Annotated in this window: 23 protein-coding genes; 3 read left to right on the top strand and 20 right to left on the bottom strand. The window is 62.2% G+C overall.

Going from position 1 to position 18,677, the window contains the following annotated elements:
* Window positions 1-6: 6 nt before the first annotated feature.
* Complete coding sequence (locus tag H8S02_RS00845; protein ID WP_118685354.1) at window positions 7-522, bottom strand: metallophosphoesterase; 516 nt, start codon at window positions 520-522, stop codon at window positions 7-9.
* Between the two features lie 201 nt (window positions 523-723).
* Between H8S02_RS00845 and H8S02_RS00840 the strand changes: the two genes are divergently transcribed.
* Genes H8S02_RS00840 through H8S02_RS00830 form a run of 3 tightly spaced genes read left to right on the top strand, consistent with a single transcriptional unit; the run spans window position 724 to window position 1,553 of the window.
* On the top strand, window positions 724-1,005 hold the full coding sequence (locus H8S02_RS00840) for a hypothetical protein (RefSeq protein WP_186968803.1): 282 nt from the start codon (window positions 724-726) through the stop codon (window positions 1,003-1,005).
* Window positions 998-1,354: a hypothetical protein gene (locus H8S02_RS00835; RefSeq protein WP_118685356.1), complete on the top strand. Its 357-nt coding sequence runs from the start codon at window positions 998-1,000 to the stop codon at window positions 1,352-1,354. The genes H8S02_RS00840 and H8S02_RS00835 overlap by 8 nt, the downstream gene beginning before the upstream one ends.
* Window positions 1,326-1,553 carry a hypothetical protein gene (locus H8S02_RS00830; protein WP_186968802.1) on the top strand — a complete coding sequence of 76 codons (228 nt, stop codon included), beginning with the start codon at window positions 1,326-1,328 and terminating at the stop codon, window positions 1,551-1,553. The genes H8S02_RS00835 and H8S02_RS00830 overlap by 29 nt, the downstream gene beginning before the upstream one ends.
* 63 nt (window positions 1,554-1,616) lie before the next feature.
* On the opposite strand, the gene rsmA is transcribed toward H8S02_RS00830, so the two are convergent.
* The 19 genes from rsmA to recJ form a co-directional block, all read right to left on the bottom strand.
* Complete coding sequence (rsmA, locus tag H8S02_RS00825) at window positions 1,617-2,486, bottom strand: 16S rRNA (adenine(1518)-N(6)/adenine(1519)-N(6))-dimethyltransferase RsmA (RefSeq protein ID WP_186968801.1); 870 nt, start codon at window positions 2,484-2,486, stop codon at window positions 1,617-1,619.
* 133 nt (window positions 2,487-2,619) lie between these two features.
* Window positions 2,620-3,147 carry a ribosome hibernation-promoting factor, HPF/YfiA family gene (gene hpf, locus H8S02_RS00820; RefSeq protein WP_186968800.1) on the bottom strand — a complete coding sequence of 176 codons (528 nt, stop codon included), beginning with the start codon at window positions 3,145-3,147 and terminating at the stop codon, window positions 2,620-2,622.
* A 182-nt stretch (window positions 3,148-3,329) separates the two neighbouring features.
* Window positions 3,330-4,172 (bottom strand): fumarate hydratase, encoded by an 843-nt coding sequence (locus tag H8S02_RS00815; protein ID WP_118685359.1) that lies wholly within the window; start codon window positions 4,170-4,172, stop codon window positions 3,330-3,332.
* Window positions 4,169-5,341, bottom strand: a complete 1,173-nt coding sequence (locus H8S02_RS00810; protein ID WP_186968799.1) for an amidohydrolase — start codon at window positions 5,339-5,341, stop codon at window positions 4,169-4,171. The genes H8S02_RS00815 and H8S02_RS00810 overlap by 4 nt, the downstream gene beginning before the upstream one ends.
* A 236-nt stretch (window positions 5,342-5,577) precedes the next feature.
* Window positions 5,578-6,045, bottom strand: coding sequence for a S1 RNA-binding domain-containing protein (locus tag H8S02_RS00805; RefSeq protein WP_118685360.1), 468 nt, complete (start codon window positions 6,043-6,045; stop codon window positions 5,578-5,580).
* A 63-nt stretch (window positions 6,046-6,108) separates the two neighbouring features.
* Window positions 6,109-6,393, bottom strand: coding sequence for an FtsB family cell division protein (locus H8S02_RS00800; RefSeq protein ID WP_118685361.1), 285 nt, complete (start codon window positions 6,391-6,393; stop codon window positions 6,109-6,111).
* 4 nt (window positions 6,394-6,397) lie between these two features.
* On the bottom strand, window positions 6,398-6,880 hold the full coding sequence (gene yabQ, locus H8S02_RS00795; RefSeq protein WP_186968798.1) for a spore cortex biosynthesis protein YabQ: 483 nt from the start codon (window positions 6,878-6,880) through the stop codon (window positions 6,398-6,400).
* Window positions 6,877-7,155 (bottom strand): sporulation protein YabP, encoded by a 279-nt coding sequence (yabP, locus tag H8S02_RS00790; protein ID WP_118685363.1) that lies wholly within the window; start codon window positions 7,153-7,155, stop codon window positions 6,877-6,879. The genes yabQ and yabP overlap by 4 nt, the downstream gene beginning before the upstream one ends.
* 80 nt (window positions 7,156-7,235) lie before the next feature.
* Entirely contained in the window at window positions 7,236-7,478 is a 243-nt protein-coding gene (locus H8S02_RS00785) for an RNA-binding S4 domain-containing protein (RefSeq protein ID WP_118685364.1), read from the bottom strand.
* Window positions 7,475-7,753, bottom strand: coding sequence for an HU family DNA-binding protein (locus H8S02_RS00780; RefSeq protein WP_186968797.1), 279 nt, complete (start codon window positions 7,751-7,753; stop codon window positions 7,475-7,477). Before H8S02_RS00780 ends, H8S02_RS00785 begins: the two co-directional genes overlap by 4 nt.
* A gap of 20 nt (window positions 7,754-7,773) precedes the next feature.
* Window positions 7,774-8,574, bottom strand: a complete 801-nt coding sequence (mazG, locus tag H8S02_RS00775) for a nucleoside triphosphate pyrophosphohydrolase (RefSeq protein ID WP_118723247.1) — start codon at window positions 8,572-8,574, stop codon at window positions 7,774-7,776.
* 12 nt (window positions 8,575-8,586) lie between these two features.
* Window positions 8,587-10,209, bottom strand: a complete 1,623-nt coding sequence (locus H8S02_RS00770; RefSeq protein WP_279287257.1) for a putative polysaccharide biosynthesis protein — start codon at window positions 10,207-10,209, stop codon at window positions 8,587-8,589.
* Between the two features lie 68 nt (window positions 10,210-10,277).
* The gene (locus H8S02_RS00765) at window positions 10,278-10,670 is read right to left on the bottom strand and encodes a zinc ribbon domain-containing protein (RefSeq protein WP_118723249.1); all 393 of its coding nucleotides are present in this window, start codon (window positions 10,668-10,670) and stop codon (window positions 10,278-10,280) included.
* A 105-nt stretch (window positions 10,671-10,775) separates the two neighbouring features.
* A complete protein-coding gene (locus H8S02_RS00760; RefSeq protein ID WP_118723250.1) occupies window positions 10,776-11,699 on the bottom strand; it encodes a uridine kinase family protein in 924 nt (307 codons plus the stop codon).
* A 26-nt stretch (window positions 11,700-11,725) separates the two neighbouring features.
* The gene (hemZ, locus tag H8S02_RS00755) at window positions 11,726-13,189 is read right to left on the bottom strand and encodes a coproporphyrinogen dehydrogenase HemZ (RefSeq protein WP_186968795.1); all 1,464 of its coding nucleotides are present in this window, start codon (window positions 13,187-13,189) and stop codon (window positions 11,726-11,728) included.
* The gene (locus tag H8S02_RS00750; RefSeq protein ID WP_186968794.1) at window positions 13,186-13,818 is read right to left on the bottom strand and encodes an MBL fold metallo-hydrolase; all 633 of its coding nucleotides are present in this window, start codon (window positions 13,816-13,818) and stop codon (window positions 13,186-13,188) included. Before H8S02_RS00750 ends, hemZ begins: the two co-directional genes overlap by 4 nt.
* Before the next feature lie 18 nt (window positions 13,819-13,836).
* Entirely contained in the window at window positions 13,837-14,289 is a 453-nt protein-coding gene (gene dtd, locus H8S02_RS00745) for a D-aminoacyl-tRNA deacylase (protein ID WP_118685372.1), read from the bottom strand.
* An 86-nt stretch (window positions 14,290-14,375) separates the two neighbouring features.
* Window positions 14,376-16,559 carry a RelA/SpoT family protein gene (locus H8S02_RS00740; protein ID WP_186968793.1) on the bottom strand — a complete coding sequence of 728 codons (2,184 nt, stop codon included), beginning with the start codon at window positions 16,557-16,559 and terminating at the stop codon, window positions 14,376-14,378.
* A gap of 19 nt (window positions 16,560-16,578) precedes the next feature.
* A complete protein-coding gene (gene recJ, locus H8S02_RS00735) occupies window positions 16,579-18,654 on the bottom strand; it encodes a single-stranded-DNA-specific exonuclease RecJ (protein ID WP_186968792.1) in 2,076 nt (691 codons plus the stop codon).
* Window positions 18,655-18,677: the final 23 nt, after the last annotated feature.

The raw sequence follows: 18,677 nt of genomic DNA, 5'->3' as shown, positions 1-18,677 counted from the left end.
TTCCCCTTACTTCCTTACAAAACTCTCTTTCCGCAGCAGCGCGCCGTCCTCATCGACCAGCTCGAGCGTGCGGACCATGCCGCCCTCGATGTCGAGCCGCGCATAGCTCGCCGGGCCGCCGCGCGGCAGGCTGATGCTGCCGGGATTGCACACGAAAACGCCCTGTTCTCTCTCGGCCATCATGCGGTGCGTATGGCCGAAAAACGCAAACGAGCAGCCCTCTTCCCTCGCCCTTGCGGGCACAAGACCGCTGTGCAGCATGGACACGCGCTCCCGGTGGCCGTGGGTCAGGTACATGCGCACGCCGCCGACCGTCACGACCGCGAACAGCGGAACATCCATATCAAAGTCGTTGTTGCCGCGCACATGATAGATGGTAAGCGCCGGAAAAGCGCGGCGGATGTCATCCGCGTCATCGGTATGATCACCGAGATGGAGCACGGCGTCCGGCTTTTCGCGCTCGATGGCGTAAGCCATCGACATGTTATACCCATGCGAGTCTGAAAAAACCAGAACCTTCACGTACTTTCCTTCCTTTCGCTCCGCGGCACATATAGCGTTATTTTACACCGCGAGACGGTCGTTGTAAAGCACAAATCAAAAATTCACAGGAATTTTTGATGAAATCTCCCGCTGTCCGTCCCGGCACGCCCCGCGCCGCAGGGAACTTTTCCGTGCCCTGCGCATACATTATAAGGAGAACCTTTGGAAGGAGCGATCTTCATGTCCGATACGAACGACATTCTGAGAAAACTTGCCGCCCAGGCAGGCGGCGAGGCCGCGCTTTCCGCTCTGGAGCGCACGCTTTCGAGCGCCGACGGCCGCAGAGCAGTCAGCAGCCTTTCCGCGTCGTACGAGGCGCTGCTGCGCGCCGCCGCCGACCGTGCTGCTTCGGGTGACCTGTCCGCTGCCCGTGCGCTCGCACGCAGCCTCGCCGCCACTCCGGAGGGCGCAAAGCTCGCCGACGCCCTGCGCCGCAGCATGGGAGGGTCGAGCCGTGGATAACGATGCCCTTTCCGGCCTGCTGAACGACCCGGAAGCACTTCAGAATGCGCTCCGGTCGGTCTCCTCGCTGCTCGGCGCATCCGATGCGGGCGGCGCACCGGACGCCGTCTCCCCGGCCGACGACCCGGAAGCACAGCTCCTCCCGGTCATCACAGGCATCATGCAGAGCGGCCGCGCCGCCGTCCGGCCGGAAAAGCGGGCGCTCCTGAGCGCACTGCGGCCGTTCGTCGCGGAGGATGTCGCGTCCCAGTTCGACCGGGCACTCCGCCTCGCCGGCATGGCGGGCATGGCGCGCGCCGCGCTGGGGCAGCTCGAGCACCGTGCAGAAGGAGGCGAGCATTCTGTATAACCGCTATCTGGCCGAGAGCACGCCGTCCGCCGCACCCGAAACACCGCCGCTCTCCCCGCTCCTGCCATCACTGCCGCACCTTGACCGCGACGCGCTCATCACGCTCGCCGCCGCCTTTTTTCTGCTGACCGACGGCGACCGCGGTACAGACTGGGAAAGCGTCATTCTGGCCGGCATCCTGCTGTTTCTCGGGTTTTAGACTGTCGCGAAACTACAGCCGATAAGCTGAAAGGGCGAGCTGTGCGCTCACCCTTTCCCGTTTTTATCCCTTATTCAGCTTTTCGGATGCAAGATCCGCCAGCTTTGCGTAATCCGCAAGGCTGAGGCGTTCGCCGCGGATGCGCGCGTCCAGACCTGCCGCCTCGACGAGCGAAACGATCTCCTCCTTGCTCATTGCGCTCGCAAGCACCGGGCCGAGGGCGTTGACGAGCGTCTTGCGGCGCATATTGAACGCAGCGCGGACCAGCGCGAAGAACAGCTTTTCGTCGCGCGTCTCGACCGCAGGCTGCGCGAGCGGCGTGAGCTTCAGCACCGCCGAGTCCACCTTCGGCCTCGGTACAAAGCAGTCCGCCGGTACGTCGAACAGGATCTCCGCCTTCGCGTGGTACTGTACATAGATCGAGAACGCGGAATACGCCGATGTGCCCGGCGCGGCGCAGATGCGCTCCGCGACCTCCTTCTGCACCATGACCGTGATATGCTCGAACGCGCCGCTCTCCATGAGCGCGGTGATCGCCGGGGTCGTGATGTAGTACGGCAGGTTCGCGCAGGCGACCGCCCTGCCCTCACCGAACTTCTCGCGGCACAGCGCGGCAAGATCGAGCGCGAGCACGTCGCCCTGCACGACCTCGAAGTTGTCGAACTCTGCCATGGTCTCCGCAAGGACCGGCAGCAGCGCACGGTCAAGCTCGACCGAAACAACGTGCTCCGCGCGGCGGCACAGCTCCGCCGTCAGGCAGCCCATGCCCGGGCCGACCTCAACAACGTTCCCGGCCTCGCGCGCGCCGCTCATCTCCGCGATGCGCTCGGGAACCGTGATGTCGGTCAGAAAGTTCTGGCCGAGCGACTTGGAAAAGTGGAATCCGTGGCGGCCAAGCACCGCACGGATGGTTTCGATATCACATAAATTCATTGCATTCTCCCATAAAGTATCATTGCAGCATTTTCCCGAAAAAAGCCGGCGGCTTTCTGCCGCCGGCTCATTTTATCTTTATAAGTACAGTCAGCACGTCCGCGTCATACGACTGCGGCGTTCAGACCGGGCTTCATTCCTCGCTCTCGATCAGACCATAGCCGCCTGCGGCGCGCTTGTAGACGACCGCATGGGTGTTGTCGTTCTCCGAGTTGCGGAAGAAGTAGAACTGGTGATCCAGCAGATTCATCTGGAGGATCGCTTCCTCGACGCTCATCGGCTTGACATCAAATCTCTTGCGGCGGACTACGTCGAAATCGTCCTCAGCAAGCGCAGCCTGCTGCTCGGCGATCTTGTCGAACGCACCCTCGCGCAGACGCTTCTCGAGACGGGTCTTGTGCTTGCGGATCTGGCGCTCGATGCTGCTTACCGCACCGTCTACGGACGCGAACATATCGCTCGTCGTCTCCTCGGCGCGAACGACCAGACCGACCTGACGCACCGTAACTTCCACTGTCTGTTTGCCGCGCAGTTCGCTGAAGGTAAGAGTCGTGTCAGAGTCCTGCTGGAAGTAGCGATCCAGCTTCTCTACCTTGCGCAGCGCGTATGCACGCAGATCGTCGTCAATCTTCATTTTTCTCTCGACGATGGTGAACTTCATAACATCATCTCCTAACGGACGTAAACGCCCATGATACTTGCACCTTCCGGGCGGAAACCCCGTCCGAAAGGCATATGGGTTTTTGCTATCTTCAGTATAGCACAACCTATGCAACTTGTCCAACAGATTTTACAAAGTTCACAGTTTGTTCAGCAAATTTAACTACATCCCTGCCGGGCGTATCAGATCTCGCCCTCTGCGTGGCGCGTCACGTGGCAGGAGATGTTGACGACGCACGGCAGGCCTGCGATGTGCGTGCCGAACGGCTCGATCGCGCAGGAGAGCGCGGTCACGGTGCCGCCGAGGCCCTGCGGGCCGACGCCGGAGGCGTTTACCTTGTCGAGGATGCGCTGCTCCATGTCGGCGTACAGCGGATCTGCGTTATGCTCGCCCACGGTGCGCAGCAGCGCTCGCTTGGCGAGATAGGCCGCCTTGTCGCTCGTGCCGCCGAGGCCGACGCCGATCACGATCGGCGGACAGGGGTTGGAGCCTGCGCCGATGCAGGCGTCCGCGATAAAGTCGATGATCTGCTCCTGCGTTGCCGCCGGGGTGAACATCTTCATCTTCGTCATGTTCTCCGAGCCGAAGCCCTTGGGCGCGACCGTGATCTTCACCCTGTCGCCCGGCACCATCGAGGTATACAGGATGCACGGGGTGTTGTCGTTGGTGTTCTCGCGGCGCAGCGGATCGCCGACGACCGACAGGCGCAGATAGCCGTCGATATAGCCGCGGCGCACGCCTTCAGTGACCGCGTCCTCAAACGAGCCGCCGGTCAGATGCACATCCTGTCCGATCTCCGCGAACACGATGGCCATGCCGGTGTCCTGGCAGACCGGAACGTTGTTCTCGCGCGCCAGATCGCAGTTCGCGATCATCTCGCCGAAGATCTCGCGGCCGAGCGGAGACTGCTCGCTCTGCTGACCGTCCACGAAGGCCTGCCGCAGATCGGCCGGCAGATAGTAGTTTGCGTCGATGCACAGCTTGCGCACCAGTGCCGTTACCTCAGAAACGTCGATTGTCCTCATCTTGTCCTCCTGTATTCCGGTGTGCCGTTTACGAAAACAGCCTTCACCTGGGTTGCAATATCGAGCGGATCTCCGCTCCAGAGCACGCAGTCCGCGTCCAGACCGGCGCGCAGGCTGCCGATACGGTCGTCCAGACCGGCGATCTTCGCCGGAACAGCCGTCACCGCACGCAGCGCATCGGTTTTATCCATGCCTGCGCGGACCGCGAGCATAACCGCTACCGGCAGCAGGCGCAGGGGAATTTCCGGATGGTCGACCGTGATGGCGGTCGGGATGCCGGCCTTCGCGAGAATGCCGGGCGCCTCGTCGGTCAGATTTTTGATCTCGGGCTTGGAGCGGTCGGTCATGTACGGGCCGCACACCACGGGGACATTCTCCTCCGCGATGAGGTCCGCGACCAGATGCGCCTCCGTTCCGTGGATGATGACCGGGCGCAGGCCGAACTCCTTCGAGATGCGCAGCGCGGTGAAAATGTCGTCCGCGCGGTGCGCATGAAAATGCGCCTCGATGCTGCCGTTCAGCACCGGGAGCAGCGCCTCCATCTTGCCGTCGTAATCCGGCTCCTCATGGTCGTCGTCTACCTCGGCGCGCGCCTTGCGCGAGAGATATTCGCGGCCCTTGTACAGCTCGTCCCGGATGAGCGCGGCGGTCGCCATGCGCGTGACCGGGGTCTCGTCCTTGTCGTGGTAGACCGACTTCGGATTTTCGCCGAGGGCGAATTTCATCGCGAGCGGCGCCTTGACGATCATGTCGTCGATGCGCCGGCCGGCGGTCTTGATGAGCGCGATCTGGCCGCCGATGGCGTTCGCGCTGCCGGGCGAAACGCCTGCCGCCGTCACGCCGGCCTCGAGCGCCTCGCGGAAGGCGTGGTCCATCGGGTTGACCGCGTCGATAGCGCGCATCTGCGGCGTGACGGGGTCGGTGTCCTCGTTGCCGTCCGCGCCCTCGAAGCCCAGACCGTCCTCATACAGACCGAGGTGGGAATGGATGTCGATGAGGCCGGGCGTCAGCACGCCGCCCTCGCCGTCGAGCACCTCGCTGCACGCCAGGGGCTCGCCCTCGCCGAGCGCGTCGATTTTTCCGTTTTTCAGCAGAATCCAGCCGAAGAACCGGCTGTTTTCGTCGTCCATTGTCAGAATGGTTACATTTTTGATCAGAATTTCTTTCATGAAAACCTCAGAATCGCTGTTGACAGATATGGTATTATATGGTATATTTATCATGGCAGCAGGGAAAGCTGCCATGCACCGTTCATATCTTTATCCCCACACTTCGGCGCCCCTTTTGGACAAGGGGCGCATTTTTTTGCGCCGGGACGGCTGTGGGTGCTCCGCGTCCGCTCATAAAAACAAAACCGAGGCAGTTCGTCCCCGGTTTTGAACCGGCCGCAAGCCGGTTTTACTGCTTATCTGCGGCGGCGCGAACCGTTCTTGCGGTCGGTCGCGTGACGCACGTCCGCCTGACGGCTTTCGCTGTCCGTCATGAACGCCTTGAGCTTATCCTCAAAGGTCATGGTAGAAGGATCCTTCGGCGCCTGCTGTGCACGGCCGCGCGGCGCGCCCTCGCGGCGCTGCTGGAAACGCGGCTGACGCGGCGCGAAACCGCGGTCCGAACGCTCATGCTGCTGACGCGGCTCCTGCGGCTGCGCCTTCTTGATGGAGAGGTTGATGCGGCCCTGCTGGTCAATGTTGATGATCTTGACCTTGACCTGCTGTCCCTCCTGCAGAAAATCCTTGATGTCGTTGACGAAGCTCGACGCCACCTCAGAGATGTGCACCATGCCCGACTTGTTCTCCGGCAGGGCTACAAATGCACCAAACTTGGTGATGCCGGTTACCTTGCCTTCTACGATCGCTCCCACTGTCAAATCCATATACGCTGTTTTTGCCTCCGTTTATTTTTAAGGGTAGCGCAGCTTTTTCGGCGCTGCCTTCACCTACCTGCTGGACGTGTCCACGAAAACACGCTCGCCCGGTTCCGCATAATTCAGTTTCGTGCGCGCAAGCTCGGAAATATCCTCGTCGGTCAGACCGTTCTGCAGCTGCTCGCGCAGGCTGTCATTGGCTTCCTCATAGGTCTGCACCTGAATGTTGAGGTCATCGAGCTCCTGCCGCTTCGCTTTGATCTGGGCCTTGAGGGTAAAGACCGTGCCAAGCGCATAGACAGCAAGCGCCAGCATGATCACCCGGATCAGAACCAGCCTTCCGTCACGTCTTGCCATTGTCTCACCTCTCCTGCCGCTGAACTGATTTGCTTTTTATTTTATACCTTTTTCGCGAAAAATGGAAGGGGGTTTTGCAAACTTTTTTGCGAATTTCGCGGATTTTTTCAGCGCTCGCCCACTGAAAGCACCACTGAATGCCCCTTCCGGCCCGGTGTGCGGCCGCACGCAGCGCAGCCGCTGCGCCGAGAAAGAGCGGCAGAGCCGCCGCGCTCAGGCAGCCCTGCCACAGCGCTCCCCCGGCGCACGCCCCGAGCAGCACGAACAGGCGCCACTGTCCGGCGGCGTTTACGATCGCGAACCGGAACGCGGCCGCGAGCATCAGCACGCAGAACAGCGCGTCGCATGCCGTCTCTCCCGCCCTTCCCGGGCAGAGCACGCGCCGCGCCGCGCGGAACACATCATAGCAGAGCCCTGCCCCCGCGCCGAACAGCACGCACTGCGCCAGCAGGATCAGCTGCTCGCGGTTGATATCCGCCGTCATCATGCGCCGAACAGGCGGCGCAGCACACCGCCGCGCGGCGGGACGGAGTCGTCATATTCGAGCAGCGAGATCTCGCCGCGCACGACCGTTTCCCCTGCATCCAGCTGTAATTTTTCCACGTGCAGCCCCTGTCCGCGCACGATCAGCATGCCCTTCCCCGTCTCGAGCAGCACCTGCTCCTCGTCAAAGCTCTGTACATCGCTGACTCCCGTCACGCGCAGCTTTTCGCGTTCCTCCAGCAGAATGCTGTGCATCTGCGCGCCGTCGTTCTCTGCCATCGAACCGACCCCTTTCCGCAAAGCAAAAACTCTCTTTACACAGCAGTTATATGCGTGAAAGAGAGTTTTCAGAACCGGTTTTACAGGATTTCGCGGTACATTCCGGCGGCATCCGCCTTGAGTGCGTGCTCCGCGATCTCGAGCACCTCGACCTTCATCGTGCGCTGACCGAAGGCGATCTCGATGATGTCACCCGTCTTGACCTGATAGGATGCCTTGGCGGATTTGCCGTTTACCGTGATGCGCGCCGCATCGCAGGCGTCGTTTGCCACCGTGCGTCGCTTGATGAGGCGCGAAACCTTGAGGTATTTGTCCAGTCTCATTTTGCGTTCACCTTGTCCTTGAGTGTGCGGCCTGCCTTGAACACCGGCAGCGTCGCCTGTTCGATCTCGATCACCTCGCCCGTGCGCGGATTGCGTCCGCTGCGCGTCGCGCGCACCTTGGTCTCGAACGAGCCGAAGCCGCTCAGCACGAGCCTGTCGCCCTGCATCATCAGGTCTCCGATCGCCGCAAACGCCGCGTCGATGACCTTTTCCGTGTCCTTTTTGGACATATCGGTCCGCTCTGCCACGAGCGAGACAAATTCATTTTTCTTCATCTTTATCTCCCGGATCTATGTTATTCTCTGTGTTCCTTCTTTTTCGCCTCGTCCCAGAGCGCGTCCATTTCCTCGAGCGTAAGCTCGGAAAGCTGTCTGCCCTGCGCCTTCGCCTGCTGCTCCATGTCCGCAAAGCGGCGCACGAACTTGTTGCAGGTCTTTTCCGCCGCACGCTCGGAATCCACCTTGACAAAGCGCGAGACGTTCGTCACCGCGAAGATGAGGTCGCCGATCTCCTCCTCGACATCGCCGTCGCCGCCAATCGCCGCGCGGACCTCGGCAAGCTCCTCCTCGACCTTGTCGAGCGCGCCGGAAACATCCGGCCAGTCAAAGCCGACCTTCGCGGCCTTTTTCTGGAGCTTCTGCGCACGGATGAGGCTCGGCAGGCTCTTGGATACGCTTTCGAGCGTCGAGGTGTCGGTCTCCTGCTTTTTTTCCTTTCGCTTGAGGTCGTCCCAGTTGGAAAGGATCTCGTCGGTCGAGCCGACCGTCACATCTCCGAAGATATGCGGATGACGGAAGATCAGCTTTTTGCAGATGCCGTCCGCCACATCATCCATGTCGAACACGCCCTTTTCCTTCTCCATCTGCGCATGGAACACGACCTGAAGCAGCACGTCGCCAAGCTCCTCCTTGAGGTGCTCGGTGTCCTCGTCGTCGATCGCCTCGCAGACCTCATAGGTCTCCTCGATGAAGTTCTGGCGGATGGAATGATGATCCTGCGCCCGATCCCACATGCAGCCGTCCGGCGCGCGCAGGATCTCCATGATGCGCAGCAGGTCGGCTACGCTGTACTTGTCTTTCTGTTCAAAATCAACCATTTTCGTGTTTCCTCACTTCAAATGTAAAATATCTGCAATTTTTGCGCCGTGCGGCAGCAACAGCACATCCGCCCGCTCGATGGCGCGGAGCGCGAGCAGCAGCACGCCGTAAACGAGCGCCGCCGCCGCGATGATCGCAAGAGTCGCGAGCTTGTCGAGTGCGCTGCCCGGAGCCAGACTCGCAAGGCGCACGAGCGTCTTTCCGATGACGACCACCGCGCCCATGCCGGCCGTCGCCGCCAGAGGACGCACGAGCGTCCGGCCGACCGGCGGCAGACCGTGCGACAGCCGCGCGATATGGAACAGGTTGAGCAGAGCGATCAGCCAGTAGCACAGCGCCGTGCTGATGGGCGCGCCCGCGATGGAAAAGCGCGGGTCTCCGATCATGAAATAGTCTCCGCACAGCTTGACCGCCGCGCCGAGACACATGGAGACGAGCGGCAGGTCGATACGGCTGTACGCCTGAAGCACCGCATTCGTCACCGCGACGAGCGCGACCGCCGGGACCGCAAAGCCGAGTATGCTCATCAGCTGACCGCCGAGCACCGTGCCCGAGGACAGAAAGATGCGCAGGATCGAGCCGCCGAGCAGGAAAAAGCCCGCCCCGGCCGGGAGCGTCAGCATGAGCGTCATGCGCAGCGTGGTCGAGAGCGTCCGATTCGCCCCGGTCTCATTGCCCGCCGCGCGGGCGCTCGCGATGGTCGGCAGGACGCTGACCGCGAGCGCGGTGATGAGCGTCTGCGGCAGATTGAAGAAGTTGATGACGCCGGTGTAGATGCCGTAGGTCTGCATCGCCTCGTCCGCCGCCATATGCACCGCCGGGCTTTGCAGGCGGCTCGAAATGAGCGCGACATCGATCAGGTCGGTAATGCTCATGACCGAGGACGAGATCGTGATCGGGATAGACAGGCTGAGCAGCGTTTTCGCAAGCGTCAGCGTCGGCCGAACGGCCGGGTCGAGCGCGCGCACCCTTGTCTCGCCGCGCGAGAGCGCCGCCTGCACGAGCATGTACGCCGCCGAGACGACCTCTCCGATAGTGACGCCGAGCACGGTCAGCGCCGCGACGACCGGATCGTCAAAGCCGCGCCCGACCGCCCAGCAGGCAAGTCCGAGGCCGATGAACAGCTTGCCGGCCGCCTCGATGACCTGCGAGACCGCCGTCGGCACCATGTTGGAGCGGCCCTGATAGTAGCCGCGGAACACCGAGAGGATCGCGACCATCAGCACGCTCGGCGCGATCGCCATGACCGCAAGGCGCGAGTCCTCGCTCTTGATCCATGCGGCGAACGTCCCTGCGCCGAAGAACAGCGCCAGCGAGCACAGCGCACCCACCGGCACGAAGATCCCGGCCGCCACGCGCACGATGCGGCGCACCTCGTGCTCCCGTCCCCGTGCGGTCGCCTCCGCCACCATTTTGGACAGCGCCGCCGGCAGACCGACGGTCGAGACCACGAGCATGGCGGTATAGATGCGGTACGCCGCCGAGAACATGCCGAACGCCGGGCTTTTTTCGCCGCCGATCAGATTTTGCAGCGGTATCTGGAAAAAAGCGCCGATGACCTTGACGACGAGACTTGCCGCCATCATGATAAAGGCGCCCTGCAGGAAACTCTGCCCCTTTGATTTTTTATGCAACGATGCACTCCCTTTCAAGCAAAGCAGGCGTGCGGACAGTGTTTCATATCCGCACGCCGTTCAGACGATTATAGCTCCGTGCCGCAGCCGGGACAGAAGGAGTCCTCGCGGCTGCAGGTTCTGCCGCAATTCGGGCAGATGCTGACCGAACGCATGGAAGCGAGCTGGTCGCGCAGCTCGGCAAGCTGCTCCTTCTTCGCGTCCACTTCCTCGAGCTTCGCGTCCATGTCCTCGCTCGTCACCTCATCGCCGCGGTGCAGCTCGTAGACCATGCGGCCGATGTCGCGGAACAGCACGTCGCACTCGGTATTGAGATCGAAAATGCGCAGATTGAGGCGCGTCGCCGCCGCCATCTCGCTCGCCTTCTTGCCCGCCGCGTCTGCTGCGCGGCCGACCGAACGGCCCGTCCGGGACGCCGTATCCTTCACTTTATCCAGAAAAGACTGTAACTTCGTGTCCATTCCTGTCACTCCTTCTGACGAGACTTCCGGCAGAGGTCTCCCCTGCCTGTTTCAAGCCGATTATATCCTATCTTCCGAAAAATTGCAATGTTTCCGCCTGTCTTTTTACCCGATAAATTCATGCAGCACACTGTCCTCGGGTATGCGCCCCTGCCATTCGATGGGCGTGATCGTGCCGAGGATATCGTCTATCGGCGCAAGTCCTGCGTGCTCGAGCGCGTCTCTGTGCTCGCGGAGCACGGACGTCAGACGCGGCATCAGGATATTGACCTCATACGGCAAAAAAGTATCGATCGTGAGGTTGGCCTGCCCGCGGTAGGGCGAGATATACAGCCGCTCGCCCCGGCGGACCGAGTTCCACTGCCGCAGCGTCGCCTCGACCGGCGAGGAGCGGAACAGGCTGTCGCGCATCGCGCGGCGCAGAAAGCGCAGCATGTACGGCTCCAGGCGCGGCCCCTTCGGCGGAACGAGCGCACTCGCGACCGAGAGATAGATGCTCGTCGCGCGGTTTGCAAGGTCTCCCATGATGACCGGGTTGAACGAGTGGATGCCCTCGATCATGATGACCTCATCCCGTCCGAGCCTGACCGTGCGGTCATGCGGGATAGAGGTGCGCGTTTCGAAGTCAAAGCGCGGCACCGAGACCTCTTCCCCGGCGACGAGCCGCGCAAGGTCGTCCGACAGCCGTGCAAGATCCATGCACTCCGGACTTTCGAGATCGGGTACCCCGTTCTCGTCATCCATCGGCTGCTCATAGTCGGCCGCCGTGCGGTAATAGTCATCCATCGAGAGCATGTTCGCGTGCACGCCGGCCAGCTCGACGATGCGTGCGATCCGGTCGTTCGTCGTGGTCTTGCCCGAGGACGAAGGGCCGTTGATGAGCACGATCGGACAGTGCTCGCGGTTGCGCACGATCTCGTCCGCCGCCATGTGTATCTGGCGGTGATAGTGCTCCTCGCAGTCGCGAATGAAGCCTGCCGCATCGGTTCTGGCGCGGCGGTTGATATATTTGACCGTGTATTCAGACATAACACGCCCTCCTTACACTGAAATCGTTATTTTTTCGAAAACAGCAGCTTTTTCTTGCCGTTTGCGAGCCGGTCGGCTGCGCGGATATATTCGAGCGGGTACTTTGGGTTGTTCGCGCGCTCGATCCAGCCGGTATCGCGGTCGACGCGCTTGGAAACGCCGCCTGCGCCGAGCGACAGGATGGTCTGCAGCTCCTCCATCATGGTCACATTGTAAAAGCATTCGGTGCCCGGTCTGCACCAACCGACGTTCTCGTAGCCGCCTGCCATGAATTTCTGGCGGTAGAGATAGTACGGGCCGTAGCCTGCCTGCGGCAGCGCATGATAGGCGTAGTCCAGCATGCGCGAGACCGTCTCGTGCTGTGCGGCGGCCGCCGCCTTGTCGGTGAGGTCCGCGCCGCGCTTGATGGCGAGGGTGTGGACCGTGATATTCTCCGGGGCGAGCCCGATGAGCGTGTCGATGGTATGCGCAAAGGTCTCGGGCGTGTCGCCGGTCAGTCCTGCGATGACGTCCATGTTGATCTCGCGGAAGCCGGCCTGCCGCGCCTCGTCGAAGGCGCGCAGCACATCGGCCGCCGCGTGCTTTCTGCCGATCGCCGCGAGCACGCTGTCCTCCATGGACTGCGGATTGATGCTGACGCGGCCGACGCCGGCGTTTTTCAGCACGCGCAGCTTTTCCGGCGTGATGGTGTCCGGGCGGCCGGCCTCGACCGTATATTCGCGCAGCGCCGACAGGTCGAAGCTGTCCGCGAGCGCAGCGGTCAGCCGTTCGAGCTGCTCCGCGGACAGCGTCGTCGGCGTACCGCCGCCGATGTAGATGCTCTGCACGCGCTTTCCGGCCTGCCGGACGAGCGCCGCCGTCTCGCGTATCTCACCGCACAGCGTTTCGAGATAAGGCTCGATAAGCGCGCCCGACTGCGCGGTCGTCGAGGAAACGAACGAACAGTAGTAGCAGCGCGACGGGCAGAACGGGATGCCGACATAGAGCGAAATATCGTCCGGGCCGATCTCCTGATCCAGCTCCATCGCGGTCGCGGCCGCGCGGATGGTGAGCGCGGTGCGCTCGGGCGAAACATGGAAGCTGCTGCGCAGGATCTCCGCCGCCTCGCCGCGTGTCTTTCCCCGCTCGACCAGACCGCGCGCGAGCTTTGCCGGGCGCACGCCGGTGAGGCTGCCCCAGACCGGCGGCTCCTCGAGAAACGGTACGACCGCGTCATAGATGGACGTCTTAACGGCTGTGCTGACGGCACGCTTGCGCGAAAGCTCATCCAGTCCCTCCGTCAGGACAGGAATGCTCCCTGCATGCGTCTCGCCGCCGATCGTCACGCGGGCGGCCGCGCACAGACAGCCGTCCTGCTCGGTGAGCGCGGATATGCAGATGTCGCCGTCCTGCTCGGTCTCGACGCGCGTCAGCGTCTCCGTCGGCAGCAGGTGCAGCAGCATCTCCTCCGCTGCGTGCTTCATCTCATGTCCTTCCAGTATGTATTTCATCGGCCTCTCGCCTGCAGCATATAAGGATTTGCCGCGCGCTCCTCGTCAAGGGTGGAGATCCCCTCGTGACCGGGCAGAACCTTGTAGTCTCCCTCGAGCTCGGAAAGGCGCTTCAGCGAGCGCAGCATGGCGGAAAAGTCGCCGCCCTCGAGATCGCAGCGGCCGCATTCATGACGGAACAGTGTGTCGCCGGTAAACAGGCAGTCGCCGATCTTAATGACCGACGAGCCGGGCGTGTGGCCGGGCGTGCTCATGTAGGTCGCAGTCAGGCCGCCGAAGGTGACGGCCGTGCCCTCCCCGGCCAGGATATCCGGCGTGTCCTGCACATAGCTGCGCGCGAGCGAGCGGAACTGCCCCATATTGTCGCGGCTGAGCAGCCAGGTGTCCGCCTCGGGGCAGACGAACTGCGCCCCGGTCGCCTCGAGCACATCGTGCACCGCGAGAATATGGTCAAAGTGCGCGTGCGTCAGCAGAACGTACCTGACCGTGAGCTTTTCCTCCGCGACTGCGTGCAGAATGGACTTCGCGTTGTCGCCCGGGTCGATGACCGCGGCCTCGCGCGTCGCTTCGTCATATACGATATAGCAATTCGTGCCGACAACGCCGACAGTGAGCTGCATTACTTTCATAGTGATGTGTTTCCTTTCTTATCTTCTCATGTCCTTCGTGTCCATCCAGAGCGTGACCGGGCCGTCGTTGAGCAGCTCGACCTTCATGTCCGCGCCGAACTCGCCGGTCTCGACCGGCAGACCGCTCTCGCGGCAGCGTGCGATGAACGCTTCATAGAGCGGAATGGCGGTCTCGGGACGCGCCGCGCCCGTAAAACTCGGGCGGTTGCCCTTGCGGCAGTCGCCGTAAAGCGTGAACTGCGAGACGATGAGCAGTCCGCCGCCCACATCCGCGAGCGAGCGGTTCATCTTGTCGTTCTCGTCCGTGAACACGCGCATCTTGACCGTCTTGTCGGCCAGATAGACCGCGTCGTCCTCGGTGTCGCCATCCGTGATGCCGAGCAGCACCAGAAAGCCCTGCCCGATTTTTCCGTGTACCACGCCGTCGATCGTGACCGAGGCATGGGAAACGCGCTGTACCAACGCTCTCATAAAGTATATTCTCCCGTCCTGTTTTATAATCAGTAAAATACCAAAACGCCACAGCCGCTTCGCCATGACGTTTCAGCATCGTAAAATCAGTTTGTGTCGACCGTTCTCGTCACGTCCACCACGCCCTTGACCGAGCGCAGGCGGCTGATGATGTTGTTGAGCTGGTGCACGCTCGTGACGTCCACCAGAACATTGATCACGCCGTAGCCGCCCTCCAGATCGCGCGCGGACATATCGCGCACGTTGATCTTGCCGGTCGCGAACACGAGCATGGCGTCGCTGAGAACGCCGATGCGGTTGCGCGTGGATATCTGAAGGCCGGTCGAAAAGCGGTTGCGGCTGTCGCTGCCCTCCGCGACGTCCTCATCCCACCAGGCGCGCACCCAGCGATCCGGGTCCTCCTTCATGTGGACGTTGACGCAGTCGCGGCGATGGATGGACACGCCGTAGCCGCGCGTGACGAAGCCGACGATCTCGTCGCCCGGGATCGGCGTGCAGCAGCGCGCGAACTTGACCAGACAGCTGTCGATGCCCTCGACGACCACGCCGTCCGAGGACTTGCCCGAACGCACCGGCTGCTGATCCTGCGGATGGGCCGCCCGTTCCGCCTGCTCGCGCTGACGGCGCAGCTTGCCGACATCGTCCTTGACCTTGTTGAGGATCTTCGTGACCGTGATGCCGCCGTAGCCGATGGCGGCGTACATCTCGTCCAGACTCGAGAACGAGAACTTGTTGAATACGTTGCGGCGGACTTCCTCGTTTTCGTAGAAGCCGTTGTACAGCAGGTTTGCGCGCAGCTCGCGGTCGAGCTCCTCTCTGCCGTTGACGATATTCTCCTCGCGGCATTCCTTCTTGAACCACTGCTTGATCTTGTTGCGCGCCTCGGTAGTCTTGACGATCTTCACCCAGTCGCGGCTCGGACCGTGCGCCTCCTTGGAGGTCAGGATCTCGACAATATCGCCGTTTTTCAGCTGGCTGTCGATCGGCGCGATGCGGCCGTTGACCTTGCAGCCGGTCATGCGGTTGCCGACGGCGGAGTGAATGGCGTAGGCCAGGTCGATCGGCGTCGCGCCGGCCGGCATGTTGACCACGTCGCCCTTCGGGGTGAATACGAATACCTCGTCCGCGAACAGGTCGACCTTGATGTTCTTGATGAAGTCCTCGGCCTCGGTGTCCTGCTGCGCCTCAAGCAGCTGACGGATCCATGCGAACGTCTCCTCGCCCGCCTTCTTATCCAGACCTTGCTTGTACTTCCAGTGCGCCGCAACGCCGTATTCCGCCATCTTGTGCATCTCGGCCGTGCGGATTTGGATCTCGAACGGGATGCCGGCGCGGCCGATGACGGTCGTGTGGAGCGACTGGTAGCCGTTCGGCTTCGGGGTGGAGATATAGTCCTTGAAGCGGCCCGGGATGGGCTTGTAGAGGTCGTGCACATAGCCGAGCACGTTATAGCAGTCCGCCACGGTATCCACGATGACGCGCACCGCGCAGATGTCGTAGATCTCGTTGATGGTCTTGTGCTGCGCGTACATCTTGCGGTAAATGGAGTAGATGTGCTTGACGCGCGCGGAAATGGTGTTGTTGATGTGCGCCTCCCTGAGTTTTTCGGAGATGCGCTGCTGAATGCCCTTGAGGAACTCCTCATGCTGCTCGCTCTGCGCCTTGAGGCCCTCGACGATCTCGTTGTAGCCGATGGGGTCGAGGATTTTGAGCGAAAGATCCTCAAGCTCCCACTTGATGCGGCTCATGCCGAGGCGGTGCGCGATCGGCGCGTAGATCTCCATGGTCTCGAGCGCCTTGTCGCGCTGCTTGCGCTCGGGCAGGAACTGGAATGTGCGCGCGTTATGCAGGCGGTCGGCGAGCTTGATGAGGATGACGCGGATATCCTTCGCCATCGCGAGGAACATCTTGCGCAGATCCTCGAACTGCTCCTGCTCCTTGGAGTAGCGCAGCATGCCCAGGCGCGTAACGCCGTCGACGAGCTCCGCGACCGGCGTGCCGAACTTGTTCTCGATCTCCTTGTAGCCGAATTCGGTGTCCTCGATGCAGTCATGCAGGAGTGCGGCGCAGATGGAATCGGTATCGAGACCCATCTCGACCACGATCTCCGCGACCGCGACCGGATGGATGATATACGGCTCGCCGTTGCGGCGCTTCTGCCCCTCATGGGCGGCGGCGGCGCACTCGTAGGCGGCGCGGATCTTCTTGATATTGGCCTGCGGGTTCTGTTTGCTCACCCGCTCGAGCAGGAATTCCAGTTTGTTTTGCATAGTTTGTTCCCCCATTCGCTCACCCCGCCATGCTTTGCAGTGTCCGCAGCACGACGGAGCCGGAAATATCCGCCTTACCCTCGTAAGGCTTGAGGCAGACGTTTATCATGCCCTCTTTGAAATGGTAGCTGATGAGGCCGGACTCGGAAAAGACGTCGAGCGAGACGAGGAGCTTGCCGATATTGATCTCGCGTCTGCTCTCCCAGGAAACGCGGCGCGAGAGCGCCCCGTCGGGCACGGAGAGCCGTCCGTCCTCCGCGCGGCAGACGATATGCCGCCAGACGGCGACAAGATCCTTGCGCTCGGGGAGCAGCCGCCGCGCCTCGAGCGCGGTCAGCGGACCGTCCTGCATCAGAATGTTGTAAAGATTGAGGATCAGCTGGTCGGCGCGGTGCTCACACTCGCTCAGCTGCACGTCGCAGATGACAAGCTGCACGCTGCGGCGGTTATGGTATTCGTTGATCTCGAGATGGAACGCCGCGTCCACCGTACTGCCCGGGACAAAGCCCAGTCCGCCGGCGCCCGTTCCGAACCAGATGGCGTTAAACCGCGTCCCGTCCTTGGAGAGAGACAGGCGCACATGGCGGTCGCTCGAAAGCGGCGTGATGTCCTCGACGATCAGGTCCTTCATGCAGAACACAGGCTCTGCGTTCTGCATTCCATACGGCTCGAGCATGGAAAGGCCCTCGATATTCTCGATGGTCAGCCATTCCTTCTCGACCATGCAGTCGATATGCAGCTGCGGAATGAGCTGCTGCCGGGTGACATGGGTCTCGGCATAGGCCTTGAGGCGCGCCTTGAGCGCGTCGATATTGCTCTCGTCGATCGTAAGGCCGGCTGCGAGCGCGTGGCCGCCGTAGCGGTCGAGCAGGTCGGAGCAGCTCGTCAAAGCGTCAAACAGGTTGAAGCTGCCGATCGAGCGGCCCGAGCCCTTGCCGATGCCGTCGCTGTCGATCGAGATGAGCACCACCGGACAGCCGTAGCGGTCGCACAGGCGCGAGCAGACGATGCCGATCACGCCCTGATGCCAGCCCTTTCCGGCGAGCACGATCATCTTGTCCCCGGCCGGATCGTATTCGCCCCGCAGCTGCGTGAGCGCCTGGTTCAGAATCTCGTTCTCCGTCGTCTGCCGCAGCTTGTTCTGCTCACACAGCTCGACGGCGAGCCGGATCGCGCGGTCCATGTCCTGCGTCAGAAACAGCTCGGCGGCGAGGTCCGCCTTGCCCATGCGCCCGGCGGCGTTGATGCGCGGCGCGAGCACGAAGCTGATGGTCGAGGCGGTCAGATGGCGCTCCGCCATGCCGGCCTCCGCGAGCAGGCGCTGCAGGCCGATGTTGCGCGTCCTTTCCATTCTTTGCAGGCCTTCCGCAACAAGAATGCGGTTTTCGCCCACGATGGGCATGACGTCCGCGACCGTGCCGAGCGCGACAAGGTCGGCGTAGCGGTCGAGCATCGCGTCCGTGTCTCCGTCGAGCGCGCAGATCAGCTTGAATGCCACACCCACGCCCGCGAGGCTGTCGAACGGGTAGGTGTCCCCGGCCTGCTTGCAGTCGATGACCGCTTCGGCCTCGGGCAGCTCGTCGTGGCACTCGTGATGGTCGGTGATGACGACCTTCATGCCGAGCTCGCGCGCGAGCGCGATCTCCTCGTTTGCGGTGATGCCCGAGTCCACGGTTATCATCAGGCGCGTGCCGCGTCGGTACAGCTCCTCCATCGCCTGCCGCGTCAGGCCGTAGCCCTCGCTCAGACGGTTCGGGATATAATATTCGCAGACTGCGCCCGCCGTGCGCAGGTAATCGACCAGCGTGCAGGTCGCGGTGATGCCATCGACGTCGTAGTCTCCGTAGACCACGATGCGCTCGCCGCGCTCGATCGCGCCGCGAATGACACCGACCGCCCGGTCCATGTCGTGCATGGCGAACGGGTCGTGCAGACCGCTGCGCGCACAGCTGAGAAACGCCCGTGCTGCGGCTGCGTTTTCGATGCCGCGGGCAGAAAGAACCGCCGCCGTGAGCGGCGCACAGTGCATTTCCTGCGCGAGGCGACGCACTCCGCCGGCATCCGGCTCAGCGATCATCCATCGTTTCGCTTTCATAGCTCTCCCTCTTTTGGTTTTTT

Source organism: Agathobaculum hominis (genome assembly GCF_014288055.1).
GTDB classification, from domain to species: domain Bacteria; phylum Bacillota; class Clostridia; order Oscillospirales; family Butyricicoccaceae; genus Agathobaculum; species Agathobaculum hominis.
The sequence above is the reverse complement of the archived record's forward strand: the minus strand, read 5'-3'. Positions and strand labels throughout refer to the sequence as shown.